At 51.2% G+C, this 13,303-nt stretch carries 11 protein-coding genes and 1 pseudogene; 10 read left to right on the forward strand and 2 right to left on the reverse strand.

The genetic code is table 11. From position 1 onward, the window contains the following. Positions 1-32: 32 nt before the first annotated feature. From ABGU93_RS14580 to ABGU93_RS14615, 8 genes are all read left to right on the forward strand, one after another. The gene (locus tag ABGU93_RS14580; protein ID WP_347414139.1) at positions 33-1,907 is read left to right on the forward strand and encodes an FAD-dependent oxidoreductase; all 1,875 of its coding nucleotides are present in this window, start codon (positions 33-35) and stop codon (positions 1,905-1,907) included. 15 nt (positions 1,908-1,922) lie between these two features. After that, positions 1,923-3,632 carry an NAD(P)/FAD-dependent oxidoreductase gene (locus ABGU93_RS14585; RefSeq protein WP_347414140.1) on the forward strand — a complete coding sequence of 570 codons (1,710 nt, stop codon included), beginning with the start codon at positions 1,923-1,925 and terminating at the stop codon, positions 3,630-3,632. Next, on the forward strand, positions 3,629-4,759 hold the full coding sequence (locus tag ABGU93_RS14590; RefSeq protein WP_322518900.1) for a glycosyltransferase: 1,131 nt from the start codon (positions 3,629-3,631) through the stop codon (positions 4,757-4,759). Before ABGU93_RS14585 ends, ABGU93_RS14590 begins: the two co-directional genes overlap by 4 nt. A gap of 13 nt (positions 4,760-4,772) precedes the next feature. After that, positions 4,773-5,255 (forward strand): hypothetical protein, encoded by a 483-nt coding sequence (locus ABGU93_RS14595; RefSeq protein ID WP_322518899.1) that lies wholly within the window; start codon positions 4,773-4,775, stop codon positions 5,253-5,255. A 101-nt stretch (positions 5,256-5,356) separates the two neighbouring features. Next, the gene (locus ABGU93_RS14600; RefSeq protein WP_322518898.1) at positions 5,357-6,400 is read left to right on the forward strand and encodes a GGDEF domain-containing protein; all 1,044 of its coding nucleotides are present in this window, start codon (positions 5,357-5,359) and stop codon (positions 6,398-6,400) included. Positions 6,401-6,416: 16 nt separating this feature from the next. Then, complete coding sequence (locus tag ABGU93_RS14605) at positions 6,417-7,079, forward strand: Crp/Fnr family transcriptional regulator (protein WP_322518897.1); 663 nt, start codon at positions 6,417-6,419, stop codon at positions 7,077-7,079. A 179-nt stretch (positions 7,080-7,258) separates the two neighbouring features. Continuing rightward, positions 7,259-8,644, forward strand: a complete 1,386-nt coding sequence (locus tag ABGU93_RS14610) for a hypothetical protein (RefSeq protein WP_322518896.1) — start codon at positions 7,259-7,261, stop codon at positions 8,642-8,644. Positions 8,645-8,664: 20 nt separating this feature from the next. Beyond that, the gene (locus tag ABGU93_RS14615) at positions 8,665-9,471 is read left to right on the forward strand and encodes a methyltetrahydrofolate cobalamin methyltransferase (protein ID WP_322518895.1); all 807 of its coding nucleotides are present in this window, start codon (positions 8,665-8,667) and stop codon (positions 9,469-9,471) included. A 162-nt stretch (positions 9,472-9,633) separates the two neighbouring features. Here ABGU93_RS14615 and ABGU93_RS14620 read toward each other — a convergent pair whose 3' ends face one another. Further along, positions 9,634-10,320, reverse strand: a complete 687-nt coding sequence (locus tag ABGU93_RS14620; protein WP_322518894.1) for a hypothetical protein — start codon at positions 10,318-10,320, stop codon at positions 9,634-9,636. 225 nt (positions 10,321-10,545) lie between these two features. Then, positions 10,546-11,463 (reverse strand): LysR family transcriptional regulator, encoded by a 918-nt coding sequence (locus tag ABGU93_RS14625; protein WP_347414141.1) that lies wholly within the window; start codon positions 11,461-11,463, stop codon positions 10,546-10,548. Positions 11,464-11,617: 154 nt separating this feature from the next. On the opposite strand from ABGU93_RS14625, the gene ABGU93_RS14630 reads away from it, so the two are divergent. Both ABGU93_RS14630 and ABGU93_RS14635 read left to right on the forward strand, forming a co-directional pair. Beyond that, entirely contained in the window at positions 11,618-12,505 is an 888-nt protein-coding gene (locus ABGU93_RS14630) for a 4Fe-4S binding protein (protein ID WP_347414142.1), read from the forward strand. A gap of 539 nt (positions 12,506-13,044) precedes the next feature. Beyond that, positions 13,045-13,303, forward strand: a pseudogene (locus ABGU93_RS14635) (group II intron reverse transcriptase/maturase); the annotation flags it as partial.

Below are 13,303 nucleotides of genomic sequence, written 5' to 3' on the forward strand. Positions count from 1 at the left end.
AACAAAAAAATGAGCGCAAAGAGGGTAGAGTTATGGAATATGATGCGATTATTATTGGCGGCGGCTTAGCCGGTTTGACGGCCGGGAGTTTGCTAGCGAAAAGTGGTTTGAAGGTGGCGGTAGTAGAAAAAAGCTATAATCCCGGCGGTTCCTGCGGGGTGTTTAAACGCAATGGGGTGACCTTTGATATTGGCGCGGCGATGCTGTTCGGTTTTGGCGACAAGGGCTTTAACGCCCATCGCTTTGTTTTTGATTGTCTGGAGGAACCGATTGAGGTGGTCAAGCACGAGCTGTTGTACTGCATGCATTTTAAGGGTCATGTCATTCGCTTTGGGGCTGATATCGATGATTTTGCCGCGCAGCTGGGTACGGTGTTCCCCTCGGAACAAGTCAATATCCGGCGTTTTTACCGGGATCTGGAGAAAATGTATCGCGATGTGATGGTGGCCAGTCCCAATTATACCACCCCGGATGAAACCGAAGCCCGGGGCGCCCTCAAGAGTCTGATCAAACACCCGCACTCCTATGCCCGGTTTTTGGGCTATTTAAATAAAAGTGCCCGCAGTCTGCTGGCCGCTTATTTCAGCGATCCGGAAATTTTCAAGTTTTTTGATAAGATCACCTCCACCTATTGCTATGCCACCCTGGAAGAAGCACCGGCGGTGCTGGCAGCGGTGATGTTTGTCGACAACCATGTGGGCGGTAGCTATTATCCCGCCGGTTCGACCATTTTTCTGCCGGGCAAGCTGGAGAAAGTGATCGAAGAAAACGGCGGCACAATGGTGCTGGAACAAACAGTCACGGGGATTAATTTTGAGCATAACCGGCCGGTGGGGGTGGAGTTGAGCAGTGGTGAAAAATTATTTGGCCGGGATCTGATCTATTCGGGAACGGTCTGGAATTTATACGGCAAGCTCATCGATCGGCAATATCTGAGCCTGGAACGGGCCCGCTGGGCGGCCCGACAGGTGCCCACCTATCCCAGTGTGGTGCTTTATGCCCAAGTCAATAAAGCGGTGATCCCGCCGGACACCGAGCCGGTGGAAATGCTGGTGGGCAACCCGGATCGGCTTGATGAAAGTGAGGTTACAGTCTATATTTCCAGTCTTGATGATCATACTCTTTGTGATGCCAGTAGCCATGTGGTGCTGGCTATCGGCCCCAGCTTTGAAAACTGGCAGGCGGGTGAGGAAGCGGATTATCTGACCAGAAAAGAGCAGGAACAAGCGCGGCTGATCGCAGTGCTGGAAAACCGCTTTCCCGGCTTTGGCGAAGCGATCCGTTACGTCGAACTGGCCACGCCGCGGACGATTGAGTATTATACCAATAAAAATGGTGGCGCCGTGGCGGGCCCCAAACAGATGCTGGGGCAGCACATGTTTAAGCGGCTTCATACCCGGACCGAATGGGGCAATCTGTTCTGTTGCGGCGAATCGACGGTGATGGGTACCGGTACCCCAACCGTAACCACATCGGGGATTGCGGCGGCCAATGCTGTGCTTAAAAAACGGGGCCTGCAGCCCTATGTCTATCAGCCAGAGCGAAAGAAGATGGTACGGATCCTTGACAAACCAGTGACCGCCGAAAAACTCTACGCCGATGTGCCGCCCGCAATCCGGAGTCTGATGCAGAAGGCCTCCCGCTGTGAATATTGTGAGCATCCTTATTGTTCCATCGGGATGCAAGCTCAAGGGACCAATCTGGATATTCGCGGCATCATGCGTCGGGTTGCAGTGGGGAATCTGGTCGGCGCCAGGAAACGGCTGGAAGCCTATTGCGATGAACACCAGATCAGGTTCGAAACAGAACCGTTGGATCTGGCCCTCTGCCAAAGCCGCTGCATTCAGAACAGCAGAAATGGTAAGCCGGTGGCGATCCAGGCAGTGATCGATGGGTTGTTGGGGTAGATGGAGGTGGTTGCGATGAAAAATTTAAAAAAAGACGATGAAAACGGAACAGTGGCTGCCGGAAATGATTATGATGTGATTGTCGTCGGTGCCGGGATTGCCGGTTTGACCAGTGCTGCCTATACCGCCAAAGCCGGTTTTACGACCCTGCTCTGTGAAAAAAGCGAAAAGGCCGGAGGCCTGGTGGGGAGCTTCAGCCGCCAGGGCTTTACCTTTGATGCCGGGATCCGGGCCTTTGAAAACTCCGGCATTGTTTTTCCGATGCTAGCGCAGCTGGGAATTGATCTGGAGTTTGTTAATAATCCGGTGGTGATCGGCATTGAAGATGTCCAGATGACCTTAACCGGGGTGGATAGTCTGGCTGCTTATGCTGCCATGCTGAGTGTGAAATTTCCCGACAATCAAGCCGAAATTGCTGCCATTATCAGCGAAATCCGTAAAGTAACCGGTTATATGGAGGTCCTTTACGGCATTGAAAACCCACTGTTTATGGATCTGACCAGGGACAAGGACTATCTGTTTAAAACGCTGCTGCCGTGGTTGCTTAAATACCAGGTGAATATCCGCAAAGCCCAGAAACTCAGTGAACCGATTGAGAATTATTTGCGGCGCTTTACCAAAAACCAGGCGCTGATCGATGTCATTATCCAGCATTTTTTTGAAAAGATGCCGACTTTTTTTGCCCTCAGTTATTTTGGTTTATACAGCGATTACAGCTACCCCATCGGTGGCACCGGGCGGCTAGTCACCGCGCTGAGTGACTTTATTGCCGCCCATCAGGGCGAGCTGGCTTTGAGCACTGAGATCAGCCAGATCGATCTCCACGCCCGACAGGTGACCACCCGGGATGGCCGCCGCTTCGGTTATCGGGAACTGATCTGGTGCGGCGATATGAAGGCTCTTTATAACGCCGTTGATTTAGGGAAATCGGGGGAACTCAGTCAGCAGGTCCGGGAACAGCAACAAAAGATCAATGAAAACCGCGGCGGCGATTCGATTTTGACCCTCTACCTGGGGGTTGATCTGGCGCCATCTTATTTTGATCAGCGTTGCGGGCCCCATTGCTTTTATACCCCCAGTAGAGCCGGGCTTTCGGCGATCCAGTCAGAACCCTGGCAGGCTCTGCTGGCGGATCCGGGGCTGACGGCGACGAAAAAACAGACCGGCTTGGAAGACTGGATCCGGGAATATCTGGCCCTGACTACCTACGAGATTTCCTGCCCGGTGCTCCGGGATCCAGCCCTGGCCCCGGCCGGGAAAACCGGGGTGATTGTCAGCACCCTAATGGATTACCGGTTGGTTAAAGCTATTGCTGAGGCGGGCTGGTATCCGGCCTTTAAAGCCCGATGCGAAGAGCAGATCCTGACAGTGCTGGAAAACAGCGTTTTTCCCGGCGTGACCGGACAGGTTGAACTGCGCTTCAGTTCGACCCCCTTGACGATTGAGCGGCTCACCGGGAATCTGGGCGGAGCCATTACCGGTTGGGCCTTTCGCGATGAGGCGAGTGCCGGAAAATTGCCGGCGGTCAACCAGTTTCGCAAAATTGCCAAAACCATTGCGACCCCGCTACCCCATATTTATCAGGCCGGCCAATGGACCTTCAGTCCCTCAGGCCTGCCGGTCTCGATCCTGACCGGCAAGCTGGCGGCGGATGGGGTGATCAAGCGGCTCGAAAAACAGGGTCGAGCGGGACTGACCGGTGACGATTCGGGAGTCCGACGATGATTGTGGTCGGAGTCATGATTTGGCTGGGACTGGCGGCCAGTTGGCTGCTTTTTTATCGTTTCCCCGGACTGGAGCGAGGTGATCCCCAAGACCGGGGCAACCAAATACCCCGGCTGTCGATTATCATCCCAGCCCGGAACGAAGAACAGAACCTGGCCTTATTGTTGGGCGATTTAAGAAATCAAACACTCGAGATTCACGAAATTATCTGTATCGATGACGGTTCTACCGATCAAACCGCCCGCATCGCCACCGCTGCTGGGGCCCGGCTGATTACCTCAGCTCCGCGACCAGCCGGCTGGCTGGGCAAGTCCTGGGCCTGCCAGCAGGGCGGGGAAGCGGCCACCGGGACGCTGCTGTTATTTCTGGACGCCGATGTACGGCTGAGTCCGACCGGAATTGACAAATTGTTAAAGGCTCATCAAAAAACCGGTCGGGTGATCTCAGTGATGCCCTATCATCAGATCGAGAACAGAACCGAGGCCTTGTCGCTATTCTTTAATTGCATCCAGATGGGGGCCAATGGTCTGGGCTTGCCAGCGAGGCGTGGTAAAAACAAGTCAGCCAATCCTTATCAGATTGGCCTCTATGGTCCGGTGATCTTGATCAGTCAGGCTGATTACCAGGCGGTCGGCGGTCATGCCGCGATTAGAGACAGCATCGTCGATGATATGGCCCTGGGTCAAAAACTCCGCGAAAAAGACATTCCCTTTGCATTGTTTATGGGGGATCACGACGTTTCCTATCGGATGTACCGCGGCGGGTTGCGGCAGCTGGTTCAGGGCTGGACCAAAAATCAGGCCGCCGGGGTGGCGAAAACACCGCTGCTGATTCTAGTACTGGTCTTTTTCTGGATCACCGCGGTGGCCTCGGCGCCGCTTTATCTGGTTCTTAATCTGGTTGGGCAGCAGTGGCTCGGGGCCGGGATAATGGCCGCGTGCTATGGCATCTGGGTGCTGGAGCTGATCCGCATCGCCCGGCATATCGGCAGTTTTTCAGTGATGGACATCGTCTGTTATCCACTGTTACTGCTGTTTTATCTGGCGATCTTTTTACGGTCGCTGGTTAAAAGAGTCTTGGGTCGCCCGGTGATCTGGAAAGACCGGGAAATTCGTTTGGATAAATAGAGAGGAGCAGCGCATGCAAATTATATTTCTGCCCCAGGGACTGACCATTATGCTGTGTTTTATCGTCTGGCCGATCCTTCAGGTAAGCGCGGCCCTGCTCTGCACCCGCCTGCCGGATCGCTGCTTTGATTACACCGCCTGGTTTTACCGGGCCCATCGCTGGGAAAACGACGGCGAGCTCTATGAAAAGTGGTTGCGGGTGCGGCGCTGGAAAAAATACCTGCCGGATGGCGGCTCGCTGGTGAAAGGCGGCTTTGAAAAGAAAAAGCTGGTCAGTTTTTCAAAAGATAATCTCGACAAATACCTGCTGGAATCCTGCCGGGCCGAAATGATCCACTGGCTGGCGATTCTGCCCTTCTGGGTGTTCGGCTTTTTTACGCCACCGATCGTGATTCTTTATATGCTGATCTATGCCCTGGCCATCAACATGCCCTGTATCATTGCCCAGCGCTATAACCGGCCGCGGATTGTCCGGATTGTGACGCGGCGGGGGTGAGTAGCCGTTTATCTTCAAGGTTGTGATGAACTGAGATTAAAGTTGACAGATAAACCAGAAACAGATACGATAAAAGTCTGAAGAATGAGGATGGTAAGCAGATGAATACGAATCGAAAATTGCTATATAAAATTGTACAATTAGTTAGTGTTGTCATATTGGGGATTGTGCTGTTTAATATTTTCCAGCTGGTCAATGTCATCCAGGGCACCGGTCGGGTGATCAACTATACCGGGATTATCCGGGGGGGCACCCAGCGACTGGTCAAACTGGAAACCAACGGCATCCCCAAGGACGATCTGATGCTATATCTGGATGGAATTCTCGCTGAGCTTCAGACCGGGCAAGGACAGTACGATCTCGACAAACTGGACGATATACCCTATCTTGAAAAACTCTCAGAATTGGATGATTATTGGGATGATTTGCAAGCCGAAATTCTGATCTATCGCGGCGATCCCGGCAACCAGGGGCAAGTCATCCAGATGAGTGAGACCTATTTTAATATGGCCAACGACGTGGTCGGAACAGCAGAATTCTATCTGGAACAGAAAACAAAAATTCTCACCACTCTGGAATTGGTGGTGGTGATCCTATTGGGGCTGTTAATTGTGATTGCGCTGCAGCAGGCGATGACAGAAATCCAGCTGCTCAGAAAAAATAAAGAGCTGGCGACGGCGGCTTATTTTGACAAACCAACCGGACTACCCGGGCGGCTGAGCTGTGAAGAAAAGATCTGGACCCCCATGGATCGAAAAGAAGGTCCCTACTGCATGGTTATGTTTGATCTCAATAACCTGAAATGGGTCAATGATAATCTGGGTCATAGTGCCGGGGATGCTCTGATTAAGGCCTTTGCTGATATCTTAAATCATTTGACCAACGAAAACGTCTTTGTTGGCCGTTATGGTGGGGATGAATTTATCATGATTGTCAAAAAGTATACTGAGGAACAAATCGAGCAGTTGCTTAAGGAGATCGAACTGGCCGCGATCCGGTATAATAAAAAATCAGACCAACTAAAAATTCAATATGCAGTTGGCTACGAGTATGGCGGCGACTCGCTCCCGCAGATGTTGGAAAAAGCCGATGAAAAAATGTATGCCAATAAAACAGCAATCAAAGCTGACACCAATGATTTGTAGATGAAAGGCAGGCGCGATGGAGCTGCAATATTATTTTGCCGATGATTTTTCGGCGTTTGAAGATTATTTCGCCGAGATTAAAAGTGCGGTCCGGCGCTATCATAAAAACGAACCGGTCAACGGCTTTGGGGAGCCGATGGATGAGATGTATTACATCACCAGTGGGACGATGTCCGGGTCTTTTATTCATGAATCCGGAAATATCAAAACTTCGTCGTTTTACGGTAAGGGTTATCTGGCGCCGCTGTATTTTCCCGGCGAGATTGAAATGATGCGATCCTTTGCCTTTACCGCCGTGACTGATCTGGAAGTCTATGTCTTTAACCGGGTTGGCTTTGAGCAGTATGTCAATACCAATCCGGCCTTGAACATGGCCATGTATCGGGCTTATATTAAACTGGTTTCCCTGAATGGGCAGGAATTGGCTAACCAGTTGTTTTCCACCGGGATGGAAAAGATCTGCAATTTCTTTTATATCTATTTAAAGAACACCAACGATCATGACCAGCGGATTCCCTTTTCGCAGCAGGCGATTGCCGAATTTGTTGGTCTGAACCGGGCCAATGTGGCCAAGTATCTTAAGGTACTACGCGAAGAAAAGGTCATCGACACCCAACGAAACCAGATAATTGTGATAAACATGGAAAAACTACGGCAGTTTTGCTCAAATAACATTTAAACTTTCTTAAAATAAATAATATTTACAAAAATAAGCATCCTTATGTCTTTTGCGAGACAGAAGGACGCTTTTTAATTTGTTATCATGGCGGTAACGATGTAAACCTTTAACGGTCGATCGGGGAACCCGGCAGCAAAATTACTTTTGTTCAAAATCTAACTAATATAATGGAGGAAAAAATGAGTGATGTTTTAGCTTTACAACAGCAACGGGGAAAACTGTACAGTGATTATTATACCAACACGATTCCTGAGCGGATGCCGATCGGGCTGACCCTGCCCCAGCATCTGGTGGCTGAATATGGTGGTCAGAACCTGTTTGATTTTCAATTCAATTATGCGATGCTGGCTGATCCGGCCCGGGAGCTGTGTGCAAAAATCTATTCCGATTCCTGTCTGGTGGCACCGGCAAATTTTTTGCTATCCCGGACTCCGTCGATGTATCAGCTCTATGGCTCCCAGTCTTTTGTAATGGGCAATGGTGGTTTTGTGCAGCATCCTGAGGTGGTCGGGATGATGGCTGACGAGTATCCGCAATTGATTGAGAAACCCTTTGATTTTCTGGTCGAAACCGTCATCCCGCGGCAGCATAAAAACCTCGATCCCCAGAATCCGATTAAGATGGCCACCGCCATCCAGATGGGCAAGCTGGCGCTGCAGAATGACGAAATGGCCTTTCTGCCGACCTTTTTTGAATTGATCCAGACACATGGCTATTATCCCGGCAGTCCCTTGGGTTCCTTTAATTTTACCGAAGCCCCGCTGGATTTTATTGCCGATCAGCTGCGCAGCTTTTCCGGCATCAGCATGGATGTCCGTCGTCACAAAACCCAGCTCCAGGAAGCCGCCGCGGCGGTCATGCCGTTGCTCTATCATTGGGGGCTGCCGGGGAATATCGATGCCCAGGGATCGGTCTTTATTCCATTGCATATGCCGACCTTTATGCGCGAAAAGGATTTTGTCGAGATCTATCTGCCTTCCTATAAAACGATGCTGCAACAGTTTGCCGCGGTGGGCGCCCGTCCCAATATGTTCTGTGAACACGATTGGAGCCGCTATCTGGATATCCTGCTGTCAGAAATTCCGGCTGGTTGTCAGCTGGCTTTTGAATATGGTGATCCGCAGACCATCAAAGATAAGTTGGGTAAAAAATTCCTGCTGACCGGCTTATTCCCCAGTGCCTCATTGAAGACCGATACCCCGGCTCAGATTGTCGACCGCGCTAAGGCCTTCCTGGATATCATGCTCCCCGGCGGTGGTTATCTGTTTGGCTTTGACAAAAACCCGCTGACCCTGAAGGAAGTGAATCTGGAAACCCTGGCCGCCTTAACCGAGTATATACGGGACCATGCCGCTTACGAAAACCCCGGTGCTGCGTTTGGTACACCGCTGAACAGTGAAGGCTTTGTCTATGATGAGCGCCTGGTACCCAAGCCTAAGTCTCAATATTTGTTCGACTGGGAAACATTCAAACAAAACTATCCATTGACCCCGGATTTTGCCCGGGCCAATTTTGAGCGGTTCAGCCATGAAACATTTGATTTTTACATGAACCTGCTGATTTAAGACATAAAAGGAGCGACGAGATGATTATAATCGGAGAAAAAATAAATGGCAGTATTCCGGCAGTTAAGGAGGCGATTGACAAGCGTGATGCGGCTTTTATTGCCGACCGGGCGGTCAAACAGGCGGGAGCGGGGGCGGATTTCATTGATGTTTGTGCCAGCACCGCTCCGGAGCTGGAAATTGAAACCTTGAAGTGGCTGATCGAAGTGGTTCAGGAAGCGGTGGAAACGCCGTTATGCATCGATAGTCCCAATCCCCGGGCGATTGAGGCGGTGTTTCAATACGCCAATAAACCGGGGCTGCTCAACTCGATCTCAGAAGAAGGGGACAAGTGCGCGGTGCTGTTACCGCTGCTGGCTGGCAACAGCTGGGAGGTGGTGGGGCTGACCTGCGACAACAACGGGATTCCCTGTGATCTGGAAACCAAGCTCAAAATCACGAAGAGCATGGTCGAAAAAGCGGACAAATTTGGCATCACCCCGGATCGGATCCATATTGATCCCTGCGTGATGGCGCTGTCGACGGAAAACAATTCGCTGCTGAATCTGGAGGCAGAGATCCGGGCGATCAAGGCCCTCTATCCGACCATCCATGTGACCGGTGCCATCAGTAATATCTCCTTTGGTTTGCCGCTGCGGCCGTTGCTCAACAAAACCGCCATGGCCTTTGCCATTGCCGCGGGAATGGACTCGGCGGTCCTGGACCCACTGAACCGGGACATGATGGGTACCATCTTTGCCACCTATGCCCTGTTGGGTCAGGATAAGCATTGCCGCAAGTACAGCAAAGCCTACCGGGCCGGAGTGATTGGGCCGGTGGGGAAGTAACTGCTAATTGATTAAGACACAAACAAGCCCCTTGCGGCCAGACGATGATCTGGTGGTAGGGGGCTTGTTTTTTTCGGCTGTTAAGAACAGGGCTGGGTAGCGAGTGTTTTGCTCAGTCGATCCTGCGGCCGGGGTTGCCCAGGGCAGTAGGCTGAGAGCGGATTAAACCGTGGGATCAGCAGCGGCTTTTTTTAAAACGCCGATCAGCAGGGCGATAAAAACCACCCAGGGGATCAGCGACAACAGCGAGAAGATCATTCCGACCAGACCAGCTGATGAGGGGACGATCATCAACACGCCGGAAGCCAGTCCCCAGTACCCAATCGATCTTTTAAAACGTGGGCTGTGAAGGAAGGTAGCCGCAAATAGCAACAGGCCGATGGCGTTGAGAACATAGTAAGTATTGAACGCCGTGCCGGTATAGCCGGCCATCACCGCTTTGCCGGCGGCCAGATAAAGGGACTGGTCCGGGGGCAGCGCCTGGGCATAGAGAGTGCTCAGGGTCAACATTTCAAAGGCCGGGTTGGAAGGATAGTAACAGGCAATCCCGATCAGACCGAGGACGAGAGCCAGCAGCACCGGCACCGGTTTTTCCCGGAATAACAGCGCCGCGATGGCCAGATAAATGATCACCAGTATCGCATTGTTGAAGAGGTAAATAAAATCCAGGCTCAACAGCCCTAAAAAGGGATGCCGCTGAAAAAGATCAAAAAATCCGGTCACCGTGTCGGGCGGCGGCGCAATCACAAAGACCACAATTTGCAGTGGGATCAGCAACAGCATTACCAGGGCTAAAATCCGGGCCAGGGCAAACAGTGGTCGAAAGTTGAGTTCAAAATCAGGGTTCATCAGGCACACCTCACTAATCAGATTAATCTGGTTTCATTTTAACAGGTTCTGAAGAGGATCGCACCAAAAAAATAACTCTGATGAGCAAGTGGCGTTGGCTAAGTACCCGGGTTTTAAGTTTGGCGGCAGTCTTTCGTGGAATAAAAAGATCGTATCAATGATCAACGTCCGATGTTTGATTTGTCAATAGCATAATAACCGCGATTTGGTCGGCATGATCGGGTCTTAACGGAGCATGCCAAAGGCCTGATCGCTGGGAATTTCCCGGCTGCCGATTTTGCGGGCCAGCTCCATAAAACCCTGCATTCCGGCGGTGATCTGTTTATGTTTATGATAGACCAGATTAAAATTCCGGTGCCAGCTGTTTTCCGGGTGCCGGATCACGTAGACGCTGCCGTTGTTCAGCTCCGCTTCCACCAGTCGGATGGAAATGGCGGCCAGGGCGTTATTTTTTTGCACAATGGTTTTGATGATTTCCGGCGCGGTGACCTCCCAGCCAATCTTTACATGAAAACCCCGGTTCCGGGCAAAAGATTCAAATAATTCCCGGGTGCCGCTGCCATCCTCGCGCATCACGAAGGTTTCGTGCTCCAGCTCCCGGGCGTCGATAAAAGTTCGTCCCGCAAAGGGGTGGTGAGGGCTACAGATGATCACCAGATAATCTGGGATTACCGGTTCAACCACCAGATCGGGATGCTGGACCGCGCCCTCTACCAGGGCGATATCCAGTTGGGATTGGAGCAGCCGTGCTTCGATAATTTTGGTGTTGTTGACAAAGTTATAGGGATCGACGGTGGGATGAGCGACTTGAAAATCGGCCATCAAGCCGGGGATGATGCAGGCCCCCACGGTGATGGTGGAGCCCACTTTCAGTACCTCACGGGCGCGCATGTGCTGCATGTTTTCTTGCAAGGTATCAAACTGGCGGATCACCATCTGGGCCTGGCTGCACAGCAGTTTCCCGGCTTCGGTAATATAGATGCCTTTGCCCAGGCGTTCAAAAAGTTGGCAACCGTAGTGGTTTTCCAGTTCTTTAATCACCTGGCTGACCGCCGGCTGTGTGATATACAGCTTTTTCGCCGCCCCGGACATGGAGCCAGCTTCAGCCACGGCAATCATAATTTTAAGATGTCGAATATCCATAGAACCTCCGCGTATATTTTGAAACATAAGTAAATCTTATTGATAATATAAAATATTATCATTTTAATTATCAAAAGACAAGTGCTATACTAAAAACACATGGACATGAAATATTAAGAAAGTTAACGATAGGACCTATTTAAGAGAAAAATAGATGGCAACACTGACAATCAGCAACGAAGAAGAAAAAAGAGTTAAGGCCCTGGGGTTTTTAAGCAATAAGGGAACCGATGCGTTTTCGGGCCGGGTGATTACCCGAAACGGAGTAATCAGCGCTGAGCAAATGCGGTGTATGGTAGAGGCCGCCGAAAAATATGGCAATGGCACCCTGACCCTGACCACCCGGTTAACCGTCGAATGTCAGGGAATCCCCTTTGATCAGATTGACCATTTCCGAAACCATCTGGCGACAGCGGGGCTGGAAACCGGCGGAACCGGAGCCAAAGTCCGTCCGATCACCGCCTGTAAAGGCAGTACCTGTCAATATGGGTTGATCGACACCTTTGGGTTGTCCCGGGAAATCCATGAGCGTTTTTATGTCGGGCACAGGGATCTGGCTCTGCCCCATAAATTTAAAATCGCCGTCGGTGGCTGTCCCAACAACTGCATGAAGCCGGATCTCAACGATCTCGGGATCATCGGTCAGTGGGTGCCGGTGGTCAACCCCGAAGCCTGCAAGCATTGCAAAAACTGTGGTGTGATAACGGCCTGCGGGGTGGCGGCGGCCCGGTTGGATAGCGGGGTGATTGCGATCGACCGGGACATTTGCCGAAATTGCGGTCTCTGTATTGGCAAATGTCCGTTTGAAGCGGTCAGCGGCGGGACAAGCGGCTATCAGATTGTGATTGGCGGCCGCTGGGGCAAGCAGGTGGCCATCGGTCAACCGCTACGTCGGCTTTTTACCGATCCGGAAGAGGTTTTGAAGCTGGTCGAGAAAATCATCTTCTTTTATCAGCAGCAGGGGTTGCCCAGGGAGCGTTTTGCCCAGACCATCGCCCGGCTGGGATTTGGAACGGTGGAAGCGATGTTACTGGGGGATTAAGGTAACGGAGTTGGCAAAATTTAAAATAATTGATCAGCAATGCCTGGTGGTTGACTGTTGGCTCAGCAAAAAAGACATCATAAAATCTTCACAAGAAAAGCATTAAAGATCTGGAGTTCACCAGGTCTTTTTTTATGTGCGCCCGGCATGGGCGCAATCTAACGGGTGAAAGTCCCGAGCACGGGTAGGTAGTGCCAAGTGCATAGCTTAAGGCAAGGGTGTCCCCGGCGACGGGGAATCTGAAGGAAGCCGGCGGCAAACTTCCGGTCTGACGAACAGAAATCACATCAGGCATGATCAACTGGGTAAGGTTGCATAACAAACCGAAGCCCCAAAACTACCCGGAAGTTGATGGTGTAAATGTGGCAGATAGATGGAAGGAAAGATTGCGTTCTTACCCGGGGAGATCTCACGGACGTGTGGAAACAGAGTATGAAATACGGTTGAAATAAGATTTATCGTGAGAAGTCAGCTGAAGCCATAGTACAGAGGTGGTCATGACACCGAAGGAAGGGCTGAACCAGAGGAGGTGAAGATCAATGAAGATTACTGACAGTGATAAAATAAAACACAGAAAACTTCATAATGAAGGCGATCTGCAAAAGGTATCTGCGGAACAGAAAGAATATGCAGACGAGTGCGCATCACCAAAGATAATTGAGACCGAAATCACCAACATAAACGAGCAGACGGATGGATTGCTGGAGAAAATTCTAACCCGGGATAATCTGAACCTGGCCTACAAGCAGGTGAAGAAAAACAGGGGTGCAGGTGGAATGGACGGGATGCAGGTGGATG

It is taken from the genome of Acetobacterium sp., from assembly GCF_039830195.1.
Lineage (GTDB): Bacteria > Bacillota > Clostridia > Eubacteriales > Eubacteriaceae > Acetobacterium.

Excerpts from the sequence above, each read along its gene's own strand:
- ABGU93_RS14580 (WP_347414139.1), top strand. The coding sequence starts at position 33 with ATGGAATATGATGCGATTATTATTGGCGGCGGCTTAGCCGGTTTGACG.
- ABGU93_RS14585 (WP_347414140.1), top strand. The coding sequence starts at position 1,923 with ATGAAAAATTTAAAAAAAGACGATGAAAACGGAACAGTGGCTGCCGGA.
- ABGU93_RS14590 (WP_322518900.1), top strand. The coding sequence starts at position 3,629 with ATGATTGTGGTCGGAGTCATGATTTGGCTGGGACTGGCGGCCAGTTGG.
- ABGU93_RS14595 (WP_322518899.1), top strand. The coding sequence starts at position 4,773 with ATGCAAATTATATTTCTGCCCCAGGGACTGACCATTATGCTGTGTTTT.
- ABGU93_RS14600 (WP_322518898.1), top strand. The coding sequence starts at position 5,357 with ATGAATACGAATCGAAAATTGCTATATAAAATTGTACAATTAGTTAGT.
- ABGU93_RS14605 (WP_322518897.1), top strand. The coding sequence starts at position 6,417 with ATGGAGCTGCAATATTATTTTGCCGATGATTTTTCGGCGTTTGAAGAT.
- ABGU93_RS14610 (WP_322518896.1), top strand. The coding sequence starts at position 7,259 with ATGAGTGATGTTTTAGCTTTACAACAGCAACGGGGAAAACTGTACAGT.
- ABGU93_RS14615 (WP_322518895.1), top strand. The coding sequence starts at position 8,665 with ATGATTATAATCGGAGAAAAAATAAATGGCAGTATTCCGGCAGTTAAG.
- ABGU93_RS14620 (WP_322518894.1), bottom strand. The coding sequence starts at position 10,320 with ATGAACCCTGATTTTGAACTCAACTTTCGACCACTGTTTGCCCTGGCC.
- ABGU93_RS14625 (WP_347414141.1), bottom strand. The coding sequence starts at position 11,463 with ATGGATATTCGACATCTTAAAATTATGATTGCCGTGGCTGAAGCTGGC.
- ABGU93_RS14630 (WP_347414142.1), top strand. The coding sequence starts at position 11,618 with ATGGCAACACTGACAATCAGCAACGAAGAAGAAAAAAGAGTTAAGGCC.